At 63.5% G+C, this 24052-nt stretch carries 22 protein-coding genes; 10 read left to right on the plus strand and 12 right to left on the minus strand.

Annotated elements, in window-relative coordinates; genetic code table 11:
- Positions 1-4: 4 nt before the first annotated feature.
- Together ACS5Q1_RS20095 and ACS5Q1_RS20100 are read left to right on the plus strand one after the other, a co-directional pair.
- On the plus strand, positions 5-1120 hold the full coding sequence (locus ACS5Q1_RS20095; RefSeq protein WP_473099838.1) for a succinylglutamate desuccinylase/aspartoacylase family protein: 1116 nt from the start codon (positions 5-7) through the stop codon (positions 1118-1120).
- A gap of 291 nt (positions 1121-1411) precedes the next feature.
- The gene (locus ACS5Q1_RS20100; protein WP_473099839.1) at positions 1412-2995 is read left to right on the plus strand and encodes a peptide chain release factor 3; all 1584 of its coding nucleotides are present in this window, start codon (positions 1412-1414) and stop codon (positions 2993-2995) included.
- A gap of 39 nt (positions 2996-3034) precedes the next feature.
- On the opposite strand, the gene ACS5Q1_RS20105 is transcribed toward ACS5Q1_RS20100, so the two are convergent.
- From ACS5Q1_RS20105 to ACS5Q1_RS20125, 5 genes are all read right to left on the minus strand, one after another.
- Entirely contained in the window at positions 3035-3937 is a 903-nt protein-coding gene (locus ACS5Q1_RS20105) for a sugar kinase (RefSeq protein ID WP_473099840.1), read from the minus strand.
- Between the two features lie 108 nt (positions 3938-4045).
- Positions 4046-4954: an N-acetylglucosamine kinase gene (locus ACS5Q1_RS20110; protein ID WP_473099841.1), complete on the minus strand. Its 909-nt coding sequence runs from the start codon at positions 4952-4954 to the stop codon at positions 4046-4048.
- Positions 4955-5012: 58 nt separating this feature from the next.
- Complete coding sequence (locus ACS5Q1_RS20115; protein ID WP_473099842.1) at positions 5013-5903, minus strand: N-acetylmuramic acid 6-phosphate etherase; 891 nt, start codon at positions 5901-5903, stop codon at positions 5013-5015.
- Positions 5904-6005: 102 nt separating this feature from the next.
- Entirely contained in the window at positions 6006-7031 is a 1026-nt protein-coding gene (locus ACS5Q1_RS20120) for a serine hydrolase domain-containing protein (protein WP_473099843.1), read from the minus strand.
- Positions 7032-7038: 7 nt separating this feature from the next.
- On the minus strand, positions 7039-8136 hold the full coding sequence (locus ACS5Q1_RS20125) for an anhydro-N-acetylmuramic acid kinase (protein WP_473099844.1): 1098 nt from the start codon (positions 8134-8136) through the stop codon (positions 7039-7041).
- A gap of 139 nt (positions 8137-8275) precedes the next feature.
- Here ACS5Q1_RS20125 and ACS5Q1_RS20130 point away from each other — a divergent pair, with 139 nt between their 5' ends.
- The 4 genes from ACS5Q1_RS20130 to ACS5Q1_RS20145 all read left to right on the plus strand — a co-directional run bounded on the left by ACS5Q1_RS20130 (position 8276) and on the right by ACS5Q1_RS20145 (position 12051).
- On the plus strand, positions 8276-9775 hold the full coding sequence (locus tag ACS5Q1_RS20130; protein ID WP_473099845.1) for an ABC transporter substrate-binding protein: 1500 nt from the start codon (positions 8276-8278) through the stop codon (positions 9773-9775).
- A gap of 66 nt (positions 9776-9841) precedes the next feature.
- Positions 9842-10789: an ABC transporter permease gene (locus ACS5Q1_RS20135; protein ID WP_473099846.1), complete on the plus strand. Its 948-nt coding sequence runs from the start codon at positions 9842-9844 to the stop codon at positions 10787-10789.
- 3 nt (positions 10790-10792) lie between these two features.
- Positions 10793-11617, plus strand: a complete 825-nt coding sequence (locus ACS5Q1_RS20140; RefSeq protein WP_473099847.1) for an ABC transporter permease — start codon at positions 10793-10795, stop codon at positions 11615-11617.
- Positions 11614-12051, plus strand: coding sequence for a GNAT family N-acetyltransferase (locus ACS5Q1_RS20145; protein ID WP_473099848.1), 438 nt, complete (start codon positions 11614-11616; stop codon positions 12049-12051). The genes ACS5Q1_RS20140 and ACS5Q1_RS20145 overlap by 4 nt, the downstream gene beginning before the upstream one ends.
- A gap of 7 nt (positions 12052-12058) precedes the next feature.
- Here the strand turns inward: ACS5Q1_RS20145 and ACS5Q1_RS20150 are convergent, their stop codons facing one another.
- The 5 genes from ACS5Q1_RS20150 to ACS5Q1_RS20170 are packed head-to-tail and all read right to left on the minus strand — an operon-like array spanning position 12059 to position 16976.
- Positions 12059-13126, minus strand: coding sequence for a Gfo/Idh/MocA family oxidoreductase (locus ACS5Q1_RS20150; protein WP_473099849.1), 1068 nt, complete (start codon positions 13124-13126; stop codon positions 12059-12061).
- 14 nt (positions 13127-13140) lie between these two features.
- A complete protein-coding gene (gene nagA, locus ACS5Q1_RS20155; protein WP_473099850.1) occupies positions 13141-14274 on the minus strand; it encodes an N-acetylglucosamine-6-phosphate deacetylase in 1134 nt (377 codons plus the stop codon).
- The gene (locus tag ACS5Q1_RS20160; RefSeq protein ID WP_473099851.1) at positions 14274-15323 is read right to left on the minus strand and encodes an SIS domain-containing protein; all 1050 of its coding nucleotides are present in this window, start codon (positions 15321-15323) and stop codon (positions 14274-14276) included. The genes nagA and ACS5Q1_RS20160 overlap by 1 nt, the downstream gene beginning before the upstream one ends.
- Positions 15313-16098: a GntR family transcriptional regulator gene (locus tag ACS5Q1_RS20165; protein WP_203442314.1), complete on the minus strand. Its 786-nt coding sequence runs from the start codon at positions 16096-16098 to the stop codon at positions 15313-15315. Before ACS5Q1_RS20165 ends, ACS5Q1_RS20160 begins: the two co-directional genes overlap by 11 nt.
- Positions 16095-16976, minus strand: coding sequence for a glucosamine kinase nucleotide-binding domain-containing protein (locus ACS5Q1_RS20170; protein WP_473099852.1), 882 nt, complete (start codon positions 16974-16976; stop codon positions 16095-16097). Before ACS5Q1_RS20170 ends, ACS5Q1_RS20165 begins: the two co-directional genes overlap by 4 nt.
- 366 nt (positions 16977-17342) lie before the next feature.
- Between ACS5Q1_RS20170 and ACS5Q1_RS20175 the strand changes: the two genes are divergently transcribed.
- The 4 genes from ACS5Q1_RS20175 (at position 17343) to ACS5Q1_RS20190 (ending at position 21624) form a co-directional block, all read left to right on the plus strand.
- On the plus strand, positions 17343-18632 hold the full coding sequence (locus ACS5Q1_RS20175) for an ABC transporter substrate-binding protein (RefSeq protein ID WP_473099853.1): 1290 nt from the start codon (positions 17343-17345) through the stop codon (positions 18630-18632).
- 70 nt (positions 18633-18702) lie between these two features.
- Complete coding sequence (locus ACS5Q1_RS20180; protein ID WP_473099854.1) at positions 18703-19665, plus strand: carbohydrate ABC transporter permease; 963 nt, start codon at positions 18703-18705, stop codon at positions 19663-19665.
- A gap of 7 nt (positions 19666-19672) precedes the next feature.
- Positions 19673-20506, plus strand: a complete 834-nt coding sequence (locus ACS5Q1_RS20185) for a carbohydrate ABC transporter permease (RefSeq protein WP_473099855.1) — start codon at positions 19673-19675, stop codon at positions 20504-20506.
- A gap of 26 nt (positions 20507-20532) precedes the next feature.
- A complete protein-coding gene (locus ACS5Q1_RS20190; protein WP_473099856.1) occupies positions 20533-21624 on the plus strand; it encodes an ABC transporter ATP-binding protein in 1092 nt (363 codons plus the stop codon).
- Between the two features lie 161 nt (positions 21625-21785).
- On the opposite strand, the gene ACS5Q1_RS20195 is transcribed toward ACS5Q1_RS20190, so the two are convergent.
- A complete protein-coding gene (locus ACS5Q1_RS20195; protein ID WP_473099857.1) occupies positions 21786-22487 on the minus strand; it encodes a thiamine ABC transporter ATP-binding protein in 702 nt (233 codons plus the stop codon).
- A complete protein-coding gene (locus ACS5Q1_RS20200; RefSeq protein ID WP_473099858.1) occupies positions 22474-24048 on the minus strand; it encodes an ABC transporter permease subunit in 1575 nt (524 codons plus the stop codon). Before ACS5Q1_RS20200 ends, ACS5Q1_RS20195 begins: the two co-directional genes overlap by 14 nt.
- Positions 24049-24052 lie beyond the last annotated feature (4 nt).

Consider the following 24052-nt stretch of genomic DNA (forward strand, 5'->3'; position numbering starts at 1 on the left):
GAACATGAGAACAGAAAATATCGCCCTTTCGCCTCTCGCTCCCGGAGCGAACCTGTCGCTGACGGTTCAGCGCTTCGGCGCGGAAGGTGCCCGTCCGCGCATCTATGTCCAGGCCTCGCTCCATGCCGACGAGATCCCCGGCATGATCGCGGCTCACCATCTGCGCGAGCGCTTGGCCGCCCTTGAGGCTGAGGGCAAGATCAAGGGCGAGATCATCCTCGTGCCCTCCGCCAATCCCATCGGCCTCGCGCAGCGGGTCATGGGGGACCATATCGGCCGCTTTCATCTCGCCGACGGGGTCAACTTCAACCGCGGCTATCCTCACCTCGTGCCGAAGGTCGCCGAGCGGATCGAGGGCAAGCTCACGAAGGACGGGGAGGCGAATGTCCGCCTGATCCGCGAAGCCCTGCGAGCCGAGCTCGAAGCCTGGAAGCCCTCGAACGCAGCCGAGGTCATGAAGAAGGCCCTGCTGGGCTTGGCCCAGGAGGCGGACATCGTGCTCGACCTGCACTGCGATTCCGAGGCCGTGGTCCATCTCTACACCCATACCCGCTCGGCGGAGGAATTCTCAGCCCTCTCGGCGTTCATCGGCTCCCATGCCTATCTGCTGGCCGACGAATCGGGCGACGAACCTTTCGACGAGGCCTGCAGCCGTCCCTGGGCGGAGCTTGCCGACCGATTTCCGGATTATCCGATCCCGTTCGGCTGCCATTCGACGACGCTGGAGTTCCGGGGCGAGCAGGACGTGACGCATGAGACGGGAAAAGCCGATGCAGCGGCGATGATCGATTACATGATCCTGCGCGGCGCGATAGCCGGCGAGGCTCCCCAGATCCCTGAGGCTTTCTGCTATGCAACTCCATTAGCGGCCTCCGAGCCGGTCCAGGCTCCAGCCAACGGCATCTTGGTGTTCAGGACCGAGGTGGGCGCGAAAGTGAAGGCAGGCGAGGTGATTGCCGAAGTGATCGATCCGCTGACCGGCGCAGTGACGCTGGCCGAGGCCCCATCCGACGGTACAATGTTCGCCCGGGTCGCCGTGCGCTTCGTCACCCAGGGCATGCGGATCGCCAAGGTCGCCGGCACCACAGCCAAGCGGACCGGCAAGCTGCTGGGGGCATAAAATCCTTTGAAAACAAAAAAGAAAGGCCGCCCCTGCGAGGCGGCCTTTCCATTGTCGGTTCCACGGCCCTTGAGGAGCCGCTCCTTGACGTGCGTTACGCACCAATCTCGGCAGAGGCCAAGATCCAGGTCACGGCAACCGGGGACCGTAGGGTATGACAATGAGACACTGGATCACCTCCTTTCACTGTTGACGGGAAACCCCCATATGGGGTGAGAAGAGCCCAGCAAAAGGACGGGGCGCTGCGGCGTTCTGTCCCCACCTTCGTTCCCAGAGAATTTTAAAAGCGCCATGACCGACCTTCCGGCCCCCGTGGGCCGCCGCCGAACCTTTGCGATCATCTCCCACCCGGACGCGGGTAAGACCACGCTGACCGAGAAGCTCCTGCTCTTCGGAGGCGCGATCCAGCTTGCCGGTGAGGTGAAGGCCAAGAAGAACCGCGTCTCGACCCGGTCCGACTGGATGGGCATCGAGAAGGAGCGCGGCATCTCGGTCGTGACCTCGGTCATGACCTTCGAGTATGGCGGCTGCGTCTTCAACCTGCTCGACACGCCGGGCCACGAGGACTTCTCGGAGGATACCTATCGGACGCTCACCGCCGTCGATTCCGCCATCATGGTGATCGACGCCGCGAAGGGCATCGAGGCGCGCACCCGCAAGCTCTTCGAGGTGTGCCGCATGCGCGACATCCCGATCGTGACCTTCATCAACAAGATGGACCGCGAGGCGCGCAATCCCTTCGACCTGCTCGACGAGATCGAGAAGACGCTGGCGCTGGACACCTCGCCCGTCACATGGCCGATCAGCCAGGGCAAGAGCTTTGCCGGCACCTTCGACCTGCACCGCAACATGGTCCGTCGCATCGATACGGACGATGAGCCGACGCCGGTCTCCGGCCCCGACGATCCGAAGCTCACGAGCCTGCTGCCGCCGGAAGAGGCCGATGCGTGGCAGGAAGAGGTGATGCTCGCGCAGGAGGCCTGCAAGCCCTTCGACCTTCAGGCCTTCCGCGAAGGCCATCTCACGCCGGTGTTCTTCGGCAGCGCCTTACGCAATTTTGGCGTGCGCGACCTGATCGATGCGCTGGCTGCCTACGCGCCGCCGCCGCGCGGCCAGGAGGCCGACAAGCGTCTGGTCGAGGCAGGCGAGCCCAAGATGTCGGGCTTCGTGTTCAAGATCCAGGCCAACATGGATCCGAACCACCGCGACCGCATCGCCTTCATGCGCATCTGCTCAGGAAAACTCCAGCGCGGCATGAAGGCGAAGCTCGTGCGCACGGGCAAGCCCATGAGCCTGAACTCGCCGCAATTCTTCTTCGCCCAGGACCGCGCCATCGCGGACGAGGCCTGGGCCGGCGATGTGGTCGGTATTCCCAACCACGGAACGTTGCGCATCGGCGATACGCTGACAGAAGGTGAGGACATCATCTTCCGCGGTGTGCCGAGCTTCGCGCCGGAAATCCTGCGCCGCATCAAGCTGCAGGATGCCATGAAGGCGAAGAAACTGCGCGAGGCCCTGCAGCAGATGGCTGAGGAGGGCGTGGTGCAGCTCTTCGTGCCGCAGGATGGTTCCGGCGCCATCGTCGGTGTCGTTGGGGCGCTGCAGCTCGATGTGCTGAAAGAGCGATTGGGCGCCGAATACGGCTTGCCGATCGATTACGAGCCGACGCGCTTTTCCATCTGCCGCTGGATCACGGCGGGCGATCAGAAAGAGCTCGACAAGTTCATCGACAGCCACCTGTCGTCGATGGCGCGCGATCTCGACGATGCGCCGGTCTTCATGGCGCCGAACATGTTCAACCTTCAGTACGAAGTCGATCGCTACAAGGCGATCCAGTTCTCCGACGTGAAGGATTATCAGAAGAAGGCGGCTTAACAGCCGCCTTTTCCTTATGACAGTTATATCTGAGGAAGATTACGCCGCCAGCTTGCGCTCGATATAGCGCTCCTGCACCTGCGCAATGTCCCCGATGGTCGGCAGGCTCGCCTCGTTGCCGAGATGCTGGATGGCATGAGCGGATGCTGCGCGGGCGAAGATGAAATGCTCGCGCCAGGGCAGGTCGGGTCGGGCCATGGCGGAATAGACATAGGCGCCGTGGAAGATGTCGCCAGCGCCGTTGGTGTCGACCACCGCCTCACTCGGGACGTTCAGAGCCGGCAGGATGCTTTCCTGGCCGGTCTCGTCGTACCAGACGAGGCCGCGCTCGCCCAGGGTCACGCCGCCGATCTTGCAGCCGCGGCTCTTGAGATAGCCCAGCATGCCGGCCGGCGTCAGGTCCATCTGCTCGCATAGGCGCTCGGCCACGATGGCGACGTCGATGAATTCCAGAAGCTCGTGCGTGTTGGAGCGTAGGCCGCCGCCATCGAGCGAGGTGAGGATGCCGGATTCGCGGCAGATCTTGGCGTAATGCATGGCCGCATCGGCCTGGTGGCCGTCGAGATGCAGGGCCTTGCAGCCCTGGAGGTTCAGCGGCGGCACAGGATGCAGGTAATGGTCGTCACGGCAGCGGACGATGGCACGCTTGCCGCCACGCGGCATGATGAAGGACAGGGACGATTCGTGGACCTTCCGGTGGTGGACCGAGATGCCGTATTTCGCCGCCATGTCGATGAACATGCGGCCGAGCCAGTCATCGGCGATCGAGGTCAGGAGATCGGGCGCTAGCCCAAGCTTGGCGCAGGCGAAGGCGGCCGTGACCGCGTTGCCGCCGAACGAGATCGCATAATCCCGCGCCACGGTCTTCTCATCTCCCGTCGGAAGCTCGTCCGCCAGGAAGGTCACGTCGATATAGGTCTGGCCCACGAAGAGAGCATGCATCGGAAAATTCGTCTTGGATCAGATTTCGCCGCTGAAGTCTTGGACGAGCGGGGCCGATTAGGCAAGGTCTTCCGGTCCCTCTGAGGGTCTGCCAGCCTTGACCGCTCGTCACACCTTGTTGAGCGTCGCCGCCAGCCGCGCTGCCGTGAGCGCGGCGTCGAGATCGGTGGCGATGAACTCCACGGGCGCCACCAGTTGCTTCCGGAAGGCATCGGACAGGACAGGATGGAGCCGCGCCGAGCCACCCACCAGGGCCACCGGCCTCGGGCCGAGTCGCTTGATAAGAGCGTTGGCGAGGCGGGCGAGCTCCTCGCCGGCTTCCTTCAGGATCCGAAGCGCGATTCCGTCGCCTGCCTGGGCCGCTTCGCCCACGGCACGGGCCAGCGAGCCGATCTTGCCGCGGTCGCCGCCATAGACGAAGGAGCGGACGATGTTCCAGTCCGTGCCGCCGAGCGCCTTGGCGAGGCAGGTGCCGAGCGTCGTGGTCCAGCCCTGGCCGGGGCTTTCCTCTTCGGTACGAAGGGTCGACTTCAGGGCCTCGCGGGCGATCCAGAAGCCGGAGCCGCCATCGTCGATCAGGTTGCCGCGCCCGCCGACCCGGATCACTTCCTTGTTCTCCGACAGGTAATAGCCGATGGAGCCGGTGCCGCTATAGACCAGGATACCTTCGCCAAGCGCAAAGTAGGACAGGTAGGCGATCCACATGTCCTCTGCGACGAAGACCTTGTCGGGCGCGAGCTCGAAGGTCTCCGCGAATAGGGAACGCATGGTGGCTTCCGCCGGCGTGTCGCGGGTCAAGCCCGTGATACCGGCGATGATGCCGAGAGGCCGCCCGGTCTTCATGACGGCCTGGGCCATGTCGAGAACGATCTGCCGGGCGCGCTCCTCGGCGGCGGCGGAGAAGAGGTGGCCGGTCAGCGGAGCGACGGAGCCTTGAGCGATGCATTGGCCGCTCGCATCCGCCAGCCGCCAGCGCGTGGCGGTGCCGCCCGCGTCGATGCCAAGCCCCAGCCCCATGACCCTTCGCCTTCTTCCTGCCAGCGATGCCGCCGGCTTTGTTATGACGTCTTCCTTGTTAGGGAGACTTGGAAAAGTCTGCCAGGGCTTTGCGCAGATTGCCACCGTTTCGCTCGAGCGCACTGCGTGCTTCCGCCGGGCTTGCGCCGAGCGCGATGAGAACGGCGGTTTTCAGGTCGCCGTCCGATTGCCGGATGGCCTCGATGGCGGTGGCGTCGTCGCAATCGGTGATCTGCGAGACCATGATCTCGCTGCGGCGGCGCAGCTTGGCGTTCGTCGCGCGCATGTTGACCATCAGGCCGCGATAGACCCGGTCGAGGCGCACCATGATCAGCGTCGAGAGGAGATTGAGGATGATCTTCTGCGCCGTGCCGGCCTTCATGCGGGTCGATCCGGCGATCACCTCCTCGCCGGTATCGGCGAGAATCGGGTGGGAGCAGGCGTCGAGAATCGGCGCGTCGGGATTGTTGGAGATGCCGATGGTCTGCGCCCCGCGGGAGGCTGCTTCCTTCAGGGCTGCGATAGTGAATGGCGTTCGGCCACTGGCCGCGACGCCGATCACGACGTCATCAGGACCGACCTTGTTGTTGCGGATACCGGCGATGCCTTCCTCGACCGAATCCTCGGCGTTTTCGACTGCCTGCATGATGGCGCCCGTGCCGCCGGCAATGAGATAAACCACCCGGTCGTCCGGCCAGTTGAAGGTCGGCGGCAGTTCCGTTCCGTCCTGGACGCCGATGCGGCCCGAGGTGCCGGCGCCCGCATAGACGAGCCGCCCGCCCCGGCGCAGGCGCTTGACCGCCTCTTCCGCCGCCGCCGCGATGGCGGGAAGGGAGGGCCGGACGGCGGCCACTGCCGCAAGCTGACCTTCATAGAAGGCCGAGAGGACGTCGAGGCTCGGCCAGGTATCGAGGTCTTGGTAGCGGGTACTGAAATGTTCTGTCGCCATTGTGCCAACTTTCTTCCAGACCAGTATAGGACCAGTTGAGAACCCTAACAATGGCCTGCAGAGAACCGGACGAGGGCAGCGGCCAACTTTCTGTTGGCATCCTTAAAGCGGCCGCCGCCGGTCGATCAACGCGATCACCTGCTCGCCCGTTGCACGGCGCAAGCTCAGGATTCCGCTGTCCTTGTGCCGGCTCGGATGGACGCGGTTGGTGAGCAGCGACCAGGCAAGACCGCGCTCGAAATCGAGCCATAGCCCAGTGCCCGTGAATCCCGTATGACCGATGGTATCTGGTGAGCAGGCATCGCCTCCATGCCAGCCGGGATAGAAGCCCTCCCAGCCCACCGTACGCTTTTCCGATTCGCGCGTGCGGATGGCCTTGATGGACTCGGGCGAAAGGCCGGAGCCGTCGAGAAGCGAATGGGCGAAATCGAGCACGCCGTCGATGGTGCCGAACAAGCCCGCATGACCCGAGGCGCCGCCGAGCGCATAGGCGTTCTCGTCATGCACCTCGCCGCGCATCACGCGCCCGCGCCAAGTGCAGCGCTCCGTTGCCGCGCAGAGCTTCGGGTCGGGCCGGAAGGAGAATTGTTCAGGCAACGGCTGATCGATCAGCTTCTGCCCGGTGATGCGCTCGATGGCGATGCCGAGCAGCTTGAAGTTGATGTCGGAATAGACCGGCGGACCGGGTTGCCACACGCGCTGCAGAATGAAGGCGCGCAGCGTCTCGGGATCCTGGCCATAGGTATAGAGCGGCTCGACGGCGGGCAGATGCGTCTGATGCGTAAGGCACTGGCGGAAGGTGAGGCGCCGCTCCGCCGCGTTCATGTCGTATTGGCGCAGATCCGGAATCACCTTCACGAGAGGATCGTCGAGCGAAATTTTTCCCGCTTCCACCAATTGCAGGATGCGCGTCGTCGTGAAGATGACCTTGGTGAGAGACGCGAGATCGAACCATGTTTCGCGGGAAAGAGGCTCGCGCTCCGGCTCGATCTGCGCGTGGCCGGCCCATTGCACGGCACGCTCGCCATCGGCGGTGACGATGCCGAGCACGGCACCGGGAATGTTGCCGTCTCGAACGGACGCGGCAGCGGGCGCGAAGGCCTGTTCGATCAAGGTCTTGAGAGGCATGGCAGGCTCAGGCGGCGCGATGCAGTTCGCCGCCGGGCATCGGATGCGGCACACCGGTCGTCGTGGGAAGGCTCAGCGGCAATCCGAGCGTGGAGCGCACGGCGAGATAGCCGAAGGCCTGGGCCTCCAGGAAGTCGCCGTCCCAACCGACCGCCTCGACCGGGTCGACGGCCACACTCAGTTCCTCGTGCAGACGCCTCATGAAATGCGCATTGCGCCGGCCGCCGCCAGTGACGAGCCAGCGCTGCGGCGCGCGCGGAACGTGGCGCAGGGAGGCGATGACGGATTGGATCGTGAACTCCGCCAGGGTTGCGGCTCCATCGGCATCGGGCAAGGCCTCGACGCCCTTGGCGCGGGCATGGAAGTCCTGGCGATCGAGGGATTTCGGGGCGGGGCGGTCGAAGAACGGATTGAGCATGAAGTCCATGACGAGCTTCGCGTCCGCCCTGCCGGAAGCGGCAAGCTGTCCGTTCTCGTCGAAGCTGAGGCCGCGGCGGCGCAGGATGAAATCGTCGAGCAGGGCGCTTGCCGGGCCGGTGTCGAAGGCAATCACCGTATCGCCGTCGATATAGGTGACGTTCCCGACACCGCCGAGATTGAGGATCATGACGGGTTGGGGGAGTTTGCTCGCGAGCGCGCGGTGATAGAGCGGAACGAAGGGCGCCCCTTCGCCGCCCGAGGCCACATCGGCATGGCGGAAGCGATAGACCGTATCGATTCCGAGCGCCTCGGCGACACGGTCGCCGAGGCCGAGCTGGCGCGTGAAGCGGACCTCCGGCCGGTGATAGACGGTCTGGCCGTGAAAGCCGATCAGGCTCACATCACCGGCCGGAATCCCCGTTTCCGTCATGAAGCGCTGGATCGCCGCGATATGCGCGTCCGTCACCGCCTGTTCGAGATCCTGCAGCGGCTCGCTCTGCGCCCGCTCTGGCTCGGCGATCAGCGCCTGGAGAGTTTTCCGCAAATCCTCCGGATAGGAGAAGGTCCGCCCCGGTCCCGGCCGCACGACGGTGTCGCCGTCCGTCTCCACGATGGAGACATCGATGCCGTCCATGGACGTGCCGCTGATCGCGCCGATGGCTTTGACGGGGGGGCGTTGCGACATCTGCTGCTCCGGGATGCATTGTTCGGAGCTGACCATAGCACAGGCGGTGAATGGGTCTAGAGTGGTATGATATTGGACCATGACAGGTCCGTGGCGATGGCCTATAAATCCCCTGCGGCTTCCAAGGGAGAAAAGACGCATGGTCAGGTCAGCACTGCGCAGCGCAATCGGTGCAGGTTTCATGGTGGCGGCGACGGCCTCCGCCTCGGCTCAGGTTCTGGAGATCGGGGCGGATAACAGCCCCACGGGTCTTGATCCGCATCTCATCACCGCTTTTCCGAGCTTCATGGTGGTGAACGGCAATATCTATGAGGGCCTCACGGCCATCGACAAGGACCTGAAGATCGTCCCCGGTCTCGCCGAGTCCTGGACCGCCTCGCCGGACGGCAAGACCTACACCTTCAAGCTGCGCTCGGGCGTGAAATTCCATGACGGCTCGGCCATGGAGGCCGAGGATGTGGCGTCCACGATCAAGCGCGTGCTGAGCAAGGATATCGCTTCGCCGCTGGCAAGCCGCCTGTCGGCCATCGACAGCGCCAATGCCGTCGATGCCACGACCGTGGAGCTGAAGCTCAAGGAGCCGTCCGCGGCGCTCCTTAGCTCGCTTGCCACCATCGCCATCGTGCCGAGCGCCATGGAGGCGAACAAGGACGCCCTGCAGAAGGCGCCGGTCGGTACGGGCCCGTACAAGTTCCAGGAGTGGCAGCCGAACGGCTTCATTCTGCTCGCGAAGAACGATGCCTATTGGGACAAGGGCATGCCGAAGCTCGCGGGGCTGAAATTCAACATCGTGCCTGAATCCGCCACCCGTCAGGTGGGCCTGAGCAACGGACAATACGCGCTTCTGCCCAATATCGACGCGGCCACGGCGCTGCAGCTCAAGGGCAAGCCGAACGTGAAGCTCTCCGAGACGATGGATCTGGCCTACACGCTCATTGGCATGAACGTGTCGAAGCCGCCTTTCGACAACCCGAAGGTGCGTGAGGCCGTAAACTACGCCATCAACCGCCAGGAGATCGTCGATGCGGCTCTCTTCGGTGCCGGCGTGCCCGGCGGACCGCTGTCGCCGGCCCTGAAATCCTGGGCGCTCGATGTGAACCAGTTCGCCTGCTACAAGCCCGATCCCGCCAAGGCGCAGGCGCTCCTGAAGGAAGCAGGCGTTGCCACGCCGGTTGCCGTCACCCTGAAAGTTCTGCCGCGCCAGGACGTCAAGGACATCGCCCAGGTGGTGCAGGAGCAGCTGAACAAGGCTGGCTTCAAGGTGGAGCTGATCAACCAGGAGCAGGGTCAGTTCATTCAGGACTGGCGCAACAGCAACTTCGACATGTTCGCCTCGATCAATGCCGGCCAGCCCGATCCGGATGATTATTTCTACCGCACCTTCCGCACGGGTGGCTCGACCAACGTGTTCAAATATTCGGATGCGGAGATCGACGGACTGCTCGATCAGGCCCGCACCCTGCAGGACCAGGCGGCGCGTAAGACGGCGTACGATAAGGTGCAGCAGAAGCTCGCTTGCTCGGGTCCCGTGGCGCACCTGACCTATGGCACCCTGTTCTCGGCCATGAACAGCAAGCTGCAGGGTTTCGACACGATGCCGAACCGGTCGCTTCTGACCCTGCGCAACGCGTCCTACTAATTCGCAACATTCGCCCTGGCGCCGCATTCGCGCGGCGCCAGGGCTTTTTTCAAAGAGCCCTTTTGCATGAACCGAGTCCTGCTCGCGCGCCTCATCGATCTCGTTATCGTCCTTTTCGGCGTATCGATCATCGTGTTCCTGATGATCCGGATGATCCCCGGGGATGCGGTTGCGATCATGCTGGGTGCGAACACCGAAATCACTCCTGAGCGCATGGCGGAACTCAACCGCCGCGTCGGACTCGACCGGCCCATCGTCGAGCAATATCTGGTCTGGGCCGGATCGGCTCTTCGCGGCGATTTCGGCACCTCTCTCTGGACGGGCCGTCCGGTCTCGACCGAGATCCTTCTGCATCTGTGGCCGACGCTGGAGCTCACCTTTCTCTCGCTTGTCATCGGTGCGGTATTGGCCGTGCCGGTCGGCTGCCTGATGGCGCAGACGCGCGGCGGTGCGGCCGATGTCGCCATGCGTGTGAGCGCTATCGCAGGTCTGACGATTCCCTCCTTCTGGCTCGGGATCGTGCTGATCCTTCTCCTTTCCAACTGGGCGCCGGGCTTCGCCTCGCTCGGCTATGTGCCCTTCTCGGAGGATCCCGTCGGCAATCTCCAGCGCATGGTGCTGCCGGCCTTTGCGCTGGCGTTGCCGATCCTGGCCAATCTCTCGCGTCTCGTGCGTTCGGCCATGCTCGACGCGCTGGGGCAGGATTATGTCCGCACTGCCCGCGCCAAGGGATTGCCGGAGCGGCGCGTCGTCTACAAGCACGCCCTGCGCAATGCGCTGATCCCGTTTCTCACCAGCGTCGGCATCATGACGGGCTATCTGCTCGGCGGCGCCATCGTGGTCGAGCAGGTCTTCGCCATTCCGGGTCTCGGCCGCCTGATCCTCGGCGCCATCGCCGAGCGCAACTATCCGCTGATCCAGGCCACGATTCTCGTGGTGACGGCGGGCTTCGTTTTCGTGAACTTTCTGGTCGACTTTCTCTATATCATCGTCGATCCCCGCGTGAGGGCTTGAGCCGTGTCGCGTCTGGCCAAGAACAAACTTCTGACTTTCGCCGTCATTCTGGTGGCGATCCAACTGATCCTCGCCATCGGCGCGCCGCTCGTTGCGCCTTATGATCCCATGGCGCAGAGCGTCGCGCGGCGCCTGCGCGCGCCATCAGAGTTGAACTGGTTCGGCACCGATCAGCTCGGCCGGGACGTGCTGACCCGCATTCTCTACGGCTACCGCACCTCGCTCATCGCCTGCCTGCTGGCCGTCGGCATTGCATTGTTCGCCGGTGGAGCGCTCGGCCTCGTGGCGGCTTACTACCGCGGTTGGCTCGACCGCATCATCATGCGCGTCATGGATGTTCTCTTCGCCTTCCCGGTGATGCTGCTCGCCATCGGAATCATCGCCGTTCTCGGGCCTCACACCTACAGCGCGGCGGCCGCTATTGCGGTGGTCTACACGCCGATTTTCGCGCGGCTCCTGCGCGGTCCGGCGCTGGTCCTGTGCGAAAGCGAGTACGTGGCGGGTGCCAAGGCCATCGGCGCCTCGGATCCGCGCATCATCTTCCTGCATATCCTGCCGAACCTCGCCTCCGTCATCCTGGTCCAGACGAGCCTGCTGCTCTCCGCCGCGATCCTGGTCGAGGCTTCGCTCTCGTTCCTCGGCCTCGGCACGCAGCCGCCGACGCCGTCACTTGGCCTGATGCTGTCGGAAGGCCGCAACTTCCTCATGCTCTCGCCGTGGAGCGCCATCTTCGCGGGCTTTGCCATCCTGTTCCTGTCCTTCGGCTTCAATCTCTTGGGCGACGCATTGCGCGACACGCTCGATCCGCGCCTGAGAGGGCAGCCGTGATCGTGCGACCCGCCAGGGTAGAGGATATTCCGGCCCTGGCCACGATTGCCGAGCGATCCTATCGGGCAGCCTTTGCAGATATTTTGGAAGAGAGCGTGCTCGCGGGTCGGGGCGTGGCGTTCTTTGCCGAGCGGTTCAATGCCTCATGGGAACGCATGCTGATCGCACTCTCCGGCGATACTCCCATCGGTTTTCTGCTCATGACCGACGGGCATATCGACATGCTCTTCATGGATCCCACCGCCAGCGGCAAGGGGGGCGGGGCGCTTCTTTTGCGGCAGGCGGAAGCGTTGGGAGCGAAGAGTCTCGAGTGCTTCCGCGACAATCACAGCGCCCGCCGATTCTACGAGCGTCATGGCTGGCGGGTGACGCGGGAATACGAGCGAGAGTTCTCGGGACGAAATCGCAGCTTCGTCTTCTACGAGAAGAACTGAGAGCTCTTTAAAGCGAGACGGCGCGGCCCGTCCGCACGGCCTCGTCGGCAGCCAACACGATGCGCAGAGAGCGGACCGCATCGTTCATGTGATCCGTCAGGTCCACATCTTCCTGGATCGCCTGCAGGAGGAAGCGCTGTTCCCGCTCGCAGAGGGCATCGTGGTCCGGCTCGTCCGTGGTGCTGATGCGCTCGTCCGGTTTCGCGAAGGTGCTGTCCCCTTTAAGCGCGGCATGATGGAGCAGGATCTGATTGGTCTTGGTATGGGCGTTGATGTCGTCCGAGCGAATGTCGCCGGCGGTCTCGGCCATGACGATGCTCACGCTGCCCTTCGGGCCGATCACGTCCTTCACGAAATAGGCCGTTTCGCTCATCATCGGCCCCCACCCGGCCTCGTACCACCCAACCGAGCCGTCATCGAAGGTCACATGCAGATGACCGTAATTGTACATACCGTCCGGCATGTCATTCGTCAGGCGCGTGCCTATCCCATGCACCTGCACCGGTTTGGCACGGGTGATCTGGCACATCACGTCGACGTAATGCACGCCGCAATCGACGATGGGCGAGAGGGACTGCAGCAGGCGCTTGTGCGCCTCCCAGGCCGCTCCGCTCGATTGCTGATTGAGATTCATGCGGAAGACGTGGGGCGCACCCAGGGTCCTGGCGATCTCGATGAACTTGATCCAGGAGGGATGGTGGCGAAGGATATAGCCGATGACGAGCTTGCGTTTCGTCCGGATCGCCGTTTCGACCACGCGCTCGGCTTCCTTCACCGTGTCGGCGAGCGGCTTTTCCACGAAGACATGCGCGCCTGCTTCCATCGCACGGATGGCGTAGGGAGCGTGCGTGTCGGACCATGTGTTGATCGACACCACATCCGGCCTCAAAGCGGCGAGGGCATCCTCGAAATCGGTGAAGCGCGGGAGACCCTGCAAAGCGGCAGGAAGCTCCATGCTTTCGATGTTGCGCGTACAAAGCCCTGCGATCTCGAAGCCCTCGATCCGCGTATAGGCGAGGGCATGGGACAGGCCCATGTTGCCGAGCCCGACCACGAGAACCCGTTGTGCGCCCATCGAAAGCCTCTCGCTCAGTTGCTGTCCCCGGCGATCCAAGTCTGCCGTACCTGCAGGCCGTCATCGAGCAGAACGAGGTCGGCGCGATAACCAGATGCGATCCGGCCCAATTCGTGATCGAGACGCAGGAACTGGGCCGGAATCAGCGATGCCATGCGCAGCACGTCCGGCAGTGCAAGGCCCAGCCTCTCAACGCTGTTGCGCACGGCGCTCGCCATGTCGAGATCCGAGCCGGCGAGGGTCCCGTCCGCCGTAGTGAGGCGGCCGTCCTTGCGGTAGATCGTCCGGCCGTGCAGTTCGAAGCTGGTGAGATCCGTGCCGGTCACCGACATGGCATCGGTCACGAGCATCATCCGTTCCGTACCTTTGGCGTCTATGGCAATCCGCAAGGCGGCATCGCTCACATGATGGCCGTCGACGATGAGGCCACACCAGGTATCCTTGCTGTCGAGCGCCGCGCCCACGGGACCGGGGTCACGCCCGGCCATGGGCGGCATCGCGTTGAAGAGATGCGTGAAGCCGCGAAGGCCGCGGCGGGTGGCGTCCATGACCGTCTCATAGTCGCTGGCCGTGTGGCCGGCGCAGATCAGTACGTCCGCTGCAGCAAGACGCGCGATCGCCTCCATGCTGTTTCGTTCCGGCGCCAACGTCACGAGCGTGCGGCCCTCGGTGAGGGAGGTCATGATCGCAATATCCTCCTCCTCCATCGGGCGCATGAAGGCGGGATTGTGCACGCCTTTACGCTCCGGACTGATGAAGGGGCCTTCGAGATGGATGCCAAGAACGCCGGGAACGCGTGCGGCGAGCGCCGCGCGCATAGCCTCCACGGCTTCGGCCATTTTTTCGCGGGTATCCGTGATGAAGGTCGGCAGCAGGCCCGTCGTGCCATAGGTCCTGTGGGCCTCGGCAATGGTCATGATGCCGTCGAGTGTGCGCACGTCGTTGTAGAGCACGCCGCCGCCGCCATTGACCTGTACGTCGATGAAACCGGGTGCCAGCAATCCCTCGATCCGGCGGCGCTCTACGCCGCTGCCTAGATCTCGTTCATGTGGCAGGCCGAGGATACGGCCGTTCTCGATGACGACGGCGCGGCCGTCGAGCATATGCGCGCCGTCGAAAACGCGGGCTCCAACGAGAGCAATGGACATCAGACGGTCTCCGTCACCTTGCGCAGGCGCGGAGGATTGTCCGGATTGCGGCCGCGCGCCAGGGCTGTGGCATTCACGAGAGGATAGAAGCTCTGGATGAGCGCGATGGGCGCGAGATAGGGATGAGCATCCTCGATCCCTGGCAGTGTGACGGAGGCGGGACCTTCCGCGGCGCCCGCGACGATGACAGGAACGCCCTGTTCATTCAGCTTCGTCACGAGATCGTTGACGCCGCTCAGGGTCTCATCCCGCTGGCTGAGAACCAGGATCGGGAAGTGATCGCCCGCAAGCGTCCAGGGACCGTGCATCAGCTCGGCGGCGCTCATCGCTTCCGCGTGAATGCCGGAGGTCTCCTTGAGTTTGAGCGCGGCTTCCTGCGCGACGGCGAAACCGACGCCTCGCCCGACGACGAAGAGATCATCGGCCTCCGTCAGCATGGGAAGCGCGGCCGACCAGTCGGTGGCCGAGGCCTTGGCAAGCACGTCGGGCAAGGTGTCGAGCGCGTCGAGAAGCTCTCGGTCCTGCGACCAGTGCGCCACAAGCTGCAGTCCTGCAGCAAGCGCCGCGATAAAGGACTTCGTGGCGGCGACGCTCTTCTCAGGCCCCGCATGCAACGGCAGCACGACTTCGCAGGTGGAAGCGAGCGGCGAGGTCGTGTCGTTCACGAGCGCCACCGTGAGCGCGCCATCGTCCCGACCGGCCTGGGCGAGGTTGAGAATGTCCGGGCTGCGGCCCGATTGCGACACGGCGAGGAACAGAGCATCGCGCATGCGCGGGCGCGCTTCATAGACGGAGGTCACGGAAGGACCGACGGAAGCCGTCACGAGGCCGGAATGGATCTCGAGCAGATATTTGACGAAGGTCGCCGCATTGTCGGAGCTGCCACGCGCGCAGGTCACGGCAAAAGGCGGCGGGGAGGCGCGCAGACGCTCGCCCAGTTCGCGGCACAGGGGCGCGTTGCTCTTGAGCAGGTGCGCAACCACCTGCGGCGCTTCCTGCGCCTCGCGCAGCATGGCCGTCAGGGGAGAAGCATTGGTATCAGGCATCATCGTTGTGCATCCGTTCGGGCTGGCTGATGGTCAGTTCGGCCACGAAATCATAGGCATCGCCCCGGTAATAGGACGAGGTGAATTCGACAACTTCGCCCGCAGCGGTGAACGAGCGGCGTTCGATGTAAAGGGCAGGACTCTGAGGCGCAACGCTGAGCAGAGAGGCCTGTTCCTCGTTGAGCAGAACCGCATGCAGTCTCTGCAAGGCGCGCGTGGGCATGAAGCCCTGGTCGTGCAGCACCGCATAGAGCGATTGCTTGACGAGAGAAGGGTCGGGCAGGACTTTTGATGGAATGACCGCGTTCTCGATCGCCATGGGAATGCCGTTGGCAAGGCGCAGGCGGTTGACGCGGCTCACCAGGTCGCCGGGCGAGAGGCCGAGTGCCATGAGCTCATCCGTGGAGGCCGGTCCCGTCGACTGGCTCAGCATCACGGCCGAGGATTTCAGGCCCCGGGCCGACATGTCGTCGGTGAAGCTCGAGAGCCGGGAGAGCGGCTGTTCCAAGCGCATCTGCGGCGCGATGAAGGTGCCCGATCCCCAGCGCTGGACGAGAACCCCCTTCTGCACCAGGCCCGTGATGGCCTTGCGGACGGTGACGCGCGAAATGCCGAGCTGCTTGGCCAGATCGCGCTCGCCGGGCAATGCGGCATCGGCCTTGAGCGCGCCCTTGCGGACAGCCTCCTCGATGGATTGCTGAAGCTGCAGATAGAGGGGAGTGGGATTGCCCTCGTCCAGGGGAAGGAATGACAGTGCCTCGCCGGAATGCTCGTTCATGATCGCCTCCCCTGGAGGGCCATGCTGGCAAGGAGGATGGCGCCATCGAGTGCGTCCGCCGCAGGGGGGACGATGGTTCGCTGAACGGGCGGTGGAAGCCAGGGCCGAAGCGGCTCCGCCAAGCCTCCGAACAGACAGATTGACGGAGCGCCGAGATCGAGCAGGCGCGTGGCGATTCTCCCCAATCCGGCAACCGCATCCTCGATGATCGCGATGCCGAGCGGATCGCGCTTCTCGGCATGCTGCAGAACGACCGGCGCATAGCGGCCATAATCTGCCGGGCGGGCCTTGCCGACCCAGTCCACGAGAATTTCGAGATCGTTGTTGAACTCGGCGAGAACCGCATCCGAGAGCGGCGTCGAGACTGCGCGCCCATCATGAGCCCAGATGCAGCGGCGCAGGAGCTCGCGCCCGATGGCGCCACCGCTGCCTTCGTCGGACACTTCGTAGCCCCAGCCGCCGACATAATGGCATTGGCCGCTGGTGCCACCATAGCCGCAGGAGCCCGTGCCGACGATCAGGATGGCGCCGTCGCCGCCCTTGAAGGCGCCGAGCCAGGCGGTATGTGCATCCGTCTCGATCTCGAAGGACGCGAAGGGATGATGACGCGACAGCAGACGCTCGACGGCGCTGGTCTGCCCGGCGCCGGCAGCTCCCATGCCGGCATGGATTCGCTTCAGGTCGCCCTCATGGAGCCCCGCTTGGGCGAGAGCTTCGCGGCAAGCTGTCAGAATCGAGTTCCAGACCAGATCGGGATCGAGGCGGATGTTGGAAGGTCCGCCCGTTCCCTCCCCGAGTAAATGTCCTTGAGCATCGCGGAGCCGGGCCCGGCACTTGGTGCCGCCGCCGTCAATGCCAAGGAACAAAAGGTCGGTCATGCGAAACGGATCTCGGGAAGTATCTTACGGACAGGCACCATGCCACTTAATGTCCAGTTCGGGAAGAGGCATGGACATGGAATACCCAGGCGCGTTGTCAACAGGCCGAGTGAGCGTCAATGGCAGAGAGAGCAACGAGTTGGAAAAAGGAAGCCGGCAAATTGTGGCGAGTGCCGTCAAAGAGGAGTTGTCTTTGAATTTTGCCGATACCAATATGAGGTCACTTGTCCAAAGCGCTTTCCGATGGAACAGTCAAGCTCGCCCGCTGGGATGCGCAAGAATGCAATAAAATCGGCACGGGACAATCAGAGGGCCACATTGTCAGGGGCGTTTCCAGACGCCTCTCGGTCACGGAGGAAAAAGACGATGACGAAACCCCATTCGAAAGCCGTCCTGCGCCGCGCAGGACAGTTGCTCGCGACCGCCTCGGTGGCCGCGGCAGCTCTTGCTTTCGCCAATGCCGCCACGGCCCAGACACTCACCATCGAGAGCTGGCGCAACGATGATGCGGATGTCTGGAACACCAAGATCATTCCGGCCTTCAACAAGACGCACCCCAACATCAAGGTGCAGTTCAAGGCCGATCCGCCGACCGAATACAACGCCGCCCTCAACGCGCGCCTTGCCGGCGGCACCGCAGGCGACCTCATTACCTGCCGCCCGTTCGATGCCTCGCTCGACCTGTTCAAGAAAGGCAACCTGGTTTCCGTCAACGACGTGAAGGGCATCGAGAACTTTTCCGACGTGGCTAAGAGTGCCTGGTCGACCGATGATGGAAAGACCACCTTCTGCATGCCGATGGCCTCGGTGATCCACGGCTTCGTCTACAACAAGGAAATCTTCGACGAGCTGAAGCTCACGCCGCCGAAGACGGTCGCCGAGTTCCACGCGGTGCTCGACAAGATCAAGGCCGACGGCAAGTACACGCCGATTGCCATGGGCACGGCCGACCAGTGGGAGGCCGCCACCATGGGCTTCCAGAATATCGGCGTGAACTACTGGAAGGGTGAGGAAGGGCGCAAGGCGCTCATCGAGGGCAAGCAGAAGTTCACCGATCCGGCCTATGTGGACGTGTTCAAGGAGCTGGCGACCTGGGCGCCTTACATGGGCGACGGCTACAAGTCTCAGAAATATCCGGATACGCAGAACCTGTTCACTTTGGGCCGTGCGGCGATCTATCCGGCGGGCTCCTGGGACGTTCCGATCTTCCGCAAGCAGGCTGATTTTGAGTTTGACGCTTTCCCACCACCCGTCGTGAAGGCCGGCGACAAGTGCTACATCAGCGACCACACCGACATCGCGGTCGGCATCAATGCCAAATCGAAGAATGTCGATGCCGCGAAAACCTTCCTGTCTTGGGTGGCCTCGCCTGAATTCGCCGAGATCTACGCCAACGAGCTGCCGGGCTTCTTCCCGCTCTCGAAGGCCAAGGTCGAGGTGAAGGATCCGGTCGCGGCCAAGTTCGTCGGCTGGCGCGGCACCTGCGAAAGCTCGATCCGCAACTCCTACCAGATCCTGGCCCGCGGCACGCCGGACCTCGAGACCGAGCTTTGGAATGTGAGCGCCCAGGTCATGAACGGCAGCATGAAGCCTGAGGAGGCGGCCAAGAAGGCCGAGGACGGTCTTGCGAGCTGGTACGAGCCGCACAAGAAGTAAGCGCTGAAAGCATCAAGGCGGGCCACCCATGGGTGGCCCGTTATCCCATTCTCCTTCTGCCTGGAGCAGCATGACGGATCTCACGGCTTCAAGCGCCCAGCCGGCGGATGTGATTCCCACCCGCTCGCGCTTTCCTGTCCATATCGCGGTGTTCCTGGCGCCGGCACTTGCGATCTACACCCTGTTCTCGATCTACCCGCTCGTCGATACGATTCGCCTGAGCCTTTATGCTGGCGACGAGACGGGCGCGCTCAGCTTCACCGGCCTCCAGAATTTTCATACTCTTCTGATGGATCCCAACTGGTCGAGCCGGTTCTGGAATGCATTCACCAACAACCTGATCTTCTTCGCCATTCACATGGTGGTGCAGAATGGCATCGGCTTAGGGCTCGCCATGCTGCTCAGCCTGCCGCGGCTGACCGGCGGCAGCCTTTATCGCACGCTCATCTTCCTGCCGACCATGCTGTCCGTGGTCATCATCGGCTTCATCTGGCAGCTCATCCTCAATCCGCTCTGGGGCATCGCGCCGAGCCTCTTGAAGGCTGTGGGGCTCGGCAGCCTCTTCGGACCCTGGCTCGGCCAGGAATCGACGGCCCTGCTGACTGTCTCCCTCATCTCGGTCTGGCAGTTCGTCGGCATTCCCATGATGCTGATCTATGCGGCACTGCTCAACATTCCCGACGACCTGCTCGATGCGGCGACCGTCGACGGGGCGGGGCCCTTCAGCGTGTTCTGGTTCGTGCGCCTGCCCCTGATCCTGCCGACGCTCGGCGTCGTCTCGATCCTCACTTTCGTGGCCAATTTCAACGCATTCGACTTGATTTACGCCATTAAGGGCGCGCTCGCCGGGCCGAATTTTTCCACCGACATCCTCGGCACGTTCTTCTACCGCACCTTCTTCGGCTTCCAGCTTCAGGTCGGCAGCCCGACCATGGGGGCGGCGGTCGCGACCGCCATGCTCATCATCATTCTGGTGGGCGTGCTGATCTATCTCTTCGGCGTGCAGCGGCGGCTGCAGCGGCATACGTTCTGAGGGTGCTATGGGAACAACCGTTCGGCCAAGCCGCATCGCCGTCCATATCGCACTGATCCTCTACACGATCCTGGCGCTCGGTCCGATCTTTCTGATCCTCATCAACGCCTTCAAGACAAGGCGGGCGATCTTCGCCGATCCGCTCGGCCTTCCCAACGGCCAGACCTTCACCACTATCGGGTTCGACCGGGTCTTCGCCAATGCGGATTTCGGGCTTTACTTCTTCAACAGCCTGACGGTGACAATCGTCTCTCTCGTGCTGATCGTCCTCATCGGCGCCATGGCCGCCTGGGCGCTGACCGAGTACAAGTTTCCAGGCAACACGCTGATCGCGCTCTATCTGGCCATCGGCATCATGGTCCCGATCCGCCTCGGCAGCGTCAGCATCCTGCGCATGATGGTGGAGTTGAACCTCGTCAACACCTTGACCGCGCTCATCCTCGTCTACGTGGCGCAAGGGCTGCCGCTCGCCATCCTCATCCTCGGTGAGTTCATCCAGCAGATCCCGAAGGATCTGCGTGATGCGGCCCGGTGTGACGGGGTGAGCGAGTATCGGATCTTTTTCAGCATCATCCTGCCCCTGATCAGCCCGGCCATCGCGACGGTCGCCGTCTTCACCATGGTGCCGGTCTGGAATGATCTCTGGTTCCCGTTGATCCTGGCGCCCGGCGACGGCAAGCAGACGATCACGCTCGGCGTGCAGCAATTCATCGGGCAATACGTGACGGATTGGAACGCGGTGCTCGCCTCCCTGACGCTGGCGATCGCGCCGGTCCTCGTCCTCTATCTTCTGTTCTCGCGCTATCTCGTGCGCGGCCTGACCGCCGGCGCCGTGAAGTGACGTCTTAATTCCAGGAATTGACCGCCATGGCCGACGTTTCCCTTCAAGGTGTTGCCAAATCCTTCGGAACGACCGAGATTCTGCGCGACATCAATCTCGCGGTGAAGGATGGAGAGTTCGTTGTCTTCGTCGGCCCATCGGGCTGCGGCAAATCCACGCTTCTCCGCATCATCGCAGGCCTGGAAAATGTGAGCGGCGGCGAGATCAGGATCGGCGACCGGCGCGTGAACGAGCTGCCGCCGGCGGATCGCAAGATCGCGATGGTGTTCCAGTCCTATGCGCTCTACCCGCATATGAACGTCTACAAGAATATGGCGTTCGGCCTGAAATTCGCCAAGACGAACAAGGCGGAGGTCGACCGGCGCGTGCGACAGGCAGCGGAGATCTTGAAGCTCACCCCGCTCCTCGACCGCAAGCCGCGGGAATTGTCAGGCGGACAGAGGCAACGCGTCGCCATCGGCCGCGCCATCGTGCGCAACCCGAGCGTTTTCCTGTTCGACGAACCCCTCTCGAACCTCGATGCAGCGCTTCGCGTCAACACGCGCCTCGAGATCGCCAAGCTGCACCGGGATCTCGGCGCGACGATGATCTACGTTACCCACGATCAGGTCGAGGCCATGACCCTCGCCTCCAAGATCGTGGTGATGAACCATGGCCGGATCGAGCAGGTGGGAGCGCCGCTGGAGCTCTATCGTTCTCCGCGCAATCTCTTCGTCGCCGGCTTCATCGGCTCGCCGAGGATGAATTTCATTAAGGGGCAGGTTCTGCGCATGGAGGGGGACAGCGCCACCATCGGCTTTGCAGGCACGGAAGCCGCTTTGACGGTGAGGCCCGGCAACCTGAAGTCGGGTGATGCGGTCACGGTCGGCATCAGGCCCGAGCACATGGAAGAGGGCGGTGCCGATGCCGCTTCGCTCAGAGGCACCATCGACGCCGTCGAGCAGCTCGGCGAGTCGAGCTATGTCTACATGAAGCTCGCGAGTGGCGACGACGTGATCGTCCGCGCGCCGGGAGAGACCAATGCCGCGCCGGGTGGATCCTACACCGCCCATGTACCGCGCAAGGCCTTGCATGTGTTCGATGCGGCGGGCGTGTCGGTTCTAGCTGAGCGGAGTTGATGCCCGCACTGTCATTCCGGGGCGCCGAAGGCGAGCCCGGAATCCATAACCATAACGTCTCAGGAAGAGACGAGCGGCGTCACGCTTCGTGCGGCTTCGCTAGCGGTTGTGGATTCCGGGCTCCGCTGCGCGGCCCCGGAATGACAGCGGCTGCCCCCCGCTCACGAATCCGACACGGCCGCCGCAATCCTCGGCGCGAGCGTGCTGTTGAGGATGTCCGAGGGGCGTCCCGACGCCACAACCCGTCCATCCGCAACGAAGGCCATCTGGTCGGCGACATCCGCCGCATCCTCCGGCGTATGGATCGTCATGAGAATGGTGACGAGGCGCCTGCGGCGCATCTCGTCGACGAGCAGGATCATGTCGCGGCGTAAGGACGGATCGAGGCTGCTGAAGGGCTCGTCGAGCAGGATTAGCGGCCGGCCGGAGATGAGCGCGCGTGCCAGTGCCACGCGCTGACGCTGGCCTCCCGACATCTCGCCAGGCTTGCGGTCATCGAAGCCCTCGAGGCCGACCGAGTCGAGCATGTCGCCCACGAGACGTTTCTCATCCGCGCTCAACCGCAGGGAAGGGCGAAGTCCCAGCGCTACGTTCTGCGACGCGCTCAGGTGCGGAAACAGGTTGTGATCCTGGAACACGATGGCGGCGGGGCGCTTGGCTGGTTCGAGCGGCAAGAGATCCTGTCCGTTGAAGGTGAGCGTGCCGCTTTCAGGCTTTTCGAAGCCGGCGATCATGTGAAGTAGAGTCGTCTTGCCGCCACCCGACGGGCCGATGATGGCACAGAGATTTCCCTTCTCGACCGTGAGCGAGTAATCGGCCGTGAAATCCGGCCAGGTCAGGCGGCAATTCTCAATCACCAGCATGGGACAGACGACCTGAAGCGTGTGCGAGGAGAACGGCGAAGAGGACGATGACGAGACCGATGCTTGCCGCCTCGTCGAGCCGGTACGCGCCGAGACGCTCATAGAGGAGATAGGGCAGGGTGACCAGTTCCGTGCCGCCAAAGAGAGCGATGATGCCGAAATCGCCGAATGACAGGGCCATCGCGAGGGCAAAGCCCGCAGCGAGCGGTCTCTTGAGAACGGGCCAGTCCATGATCGTCAGCTTCGACCAGCCGGTGATGCCAAGCGATGCCGCGACGCGACCATAGCGCTCTTCTGTGGTGAGGAGATGAGGCGCTACATAGCGATAGGCGAAGGGAACAGCGGCCAGTCCGTTGATGAGCGGCAGCAGGATGAGGCCTGCCGTCGAGGGATCGCCGAAGCGCTGGATCAGCAGGAACAGGCCTGCTGTCAGCGCGAAGGGCGGCACTGCGAGAAGTGTGTCGGGCAGGAAATCGTAGAAGGCGGCAATCCGTGGCGAACGCAGGACGATCCGCCGCCGCCGCGCTGCGGAAGCAAGCGCAAAGGTCAGGACGCAGGCCAGAATGGCCGCCGCGGTCGCGATCACCAGGCTCGTGACGAAAGCCCGAAGAAGATCGGCATCGATCACAGCGAGCATTGAGCGAAAGCCCGTCAGCACGCTGAAGGCGAGCGGTGCGATGAAGATAGCGCTGACAAGGAGCACGACGGCATCGAGGATCTTCAGACGCTCGTTCTTCGCATCGGGGCGCTGAATGAGGCTGCGGATCGTGTGGCCGACTGGCGGTCGAGTGAAGGCCCAATGGAGGAGTGCCGTCATCGATAGGCAGATCGCAAGCTGGATCAGGGCGAGCCATGCGACGCGGCCGAAATCGAGATCGATCTTGAGCGCTTCGAAAATCGCCACTTCGAGCGTGGAGCGACTAGGCCCCCCGCCGAGCGCCAGCACGATGGCGAAGCTCTTGAAGCACATGAGGAAGATGAGGCCGGCGACCCCGGGCAGTTCCGCGCGCAGAACCGGCCAGTCGAGATGGCGGAAGATCTGGAAGGGCGTGAAGCCGAAGGCGGTGGCGAGGCGCCAGTGCTCGGCGGGAACCTGGTTCAATCCGTCGAGTGTGATCCGCGCGACGAAAGGCCCATTCAGGAACACATGGGCGATCAGGATACCGGGATAGCCGAAGATGCTGAAGCCCTCGGTCCATCCGAGAAATGCGAGAAGTTCGGCGAGCCATCCACTCCGGCCATAGACGGCGAAGACCGCGAAGACGGCAACGATGGTGGGCATCACCATCGTAGAGCCCAGGATCGCCAGAACGATGTCGCGTCCCGGAAACCTGCGGCGTGCAAGCGCGAGCGCGAGGCCGATCCCAAGACCAAGAGACAGCACGGTCGAGAGCAGCGCCTGGATGACGGAGAAGGCGAGCACGCGCCAGAGATAGGGGCCGATGGAGAGAAGCGTCGGTGTCCCTCCATCGAAGCTGGCAAGAGCGATGAAGCCACCCGCGACCAGACTCACGATGGCCAGGGCCACCAGGCTTCCGGGATGGGGCAGCCTCACGATCATGCCG

This window comes from Microvirga sp. GN3 (assembly GCF_055792825.1).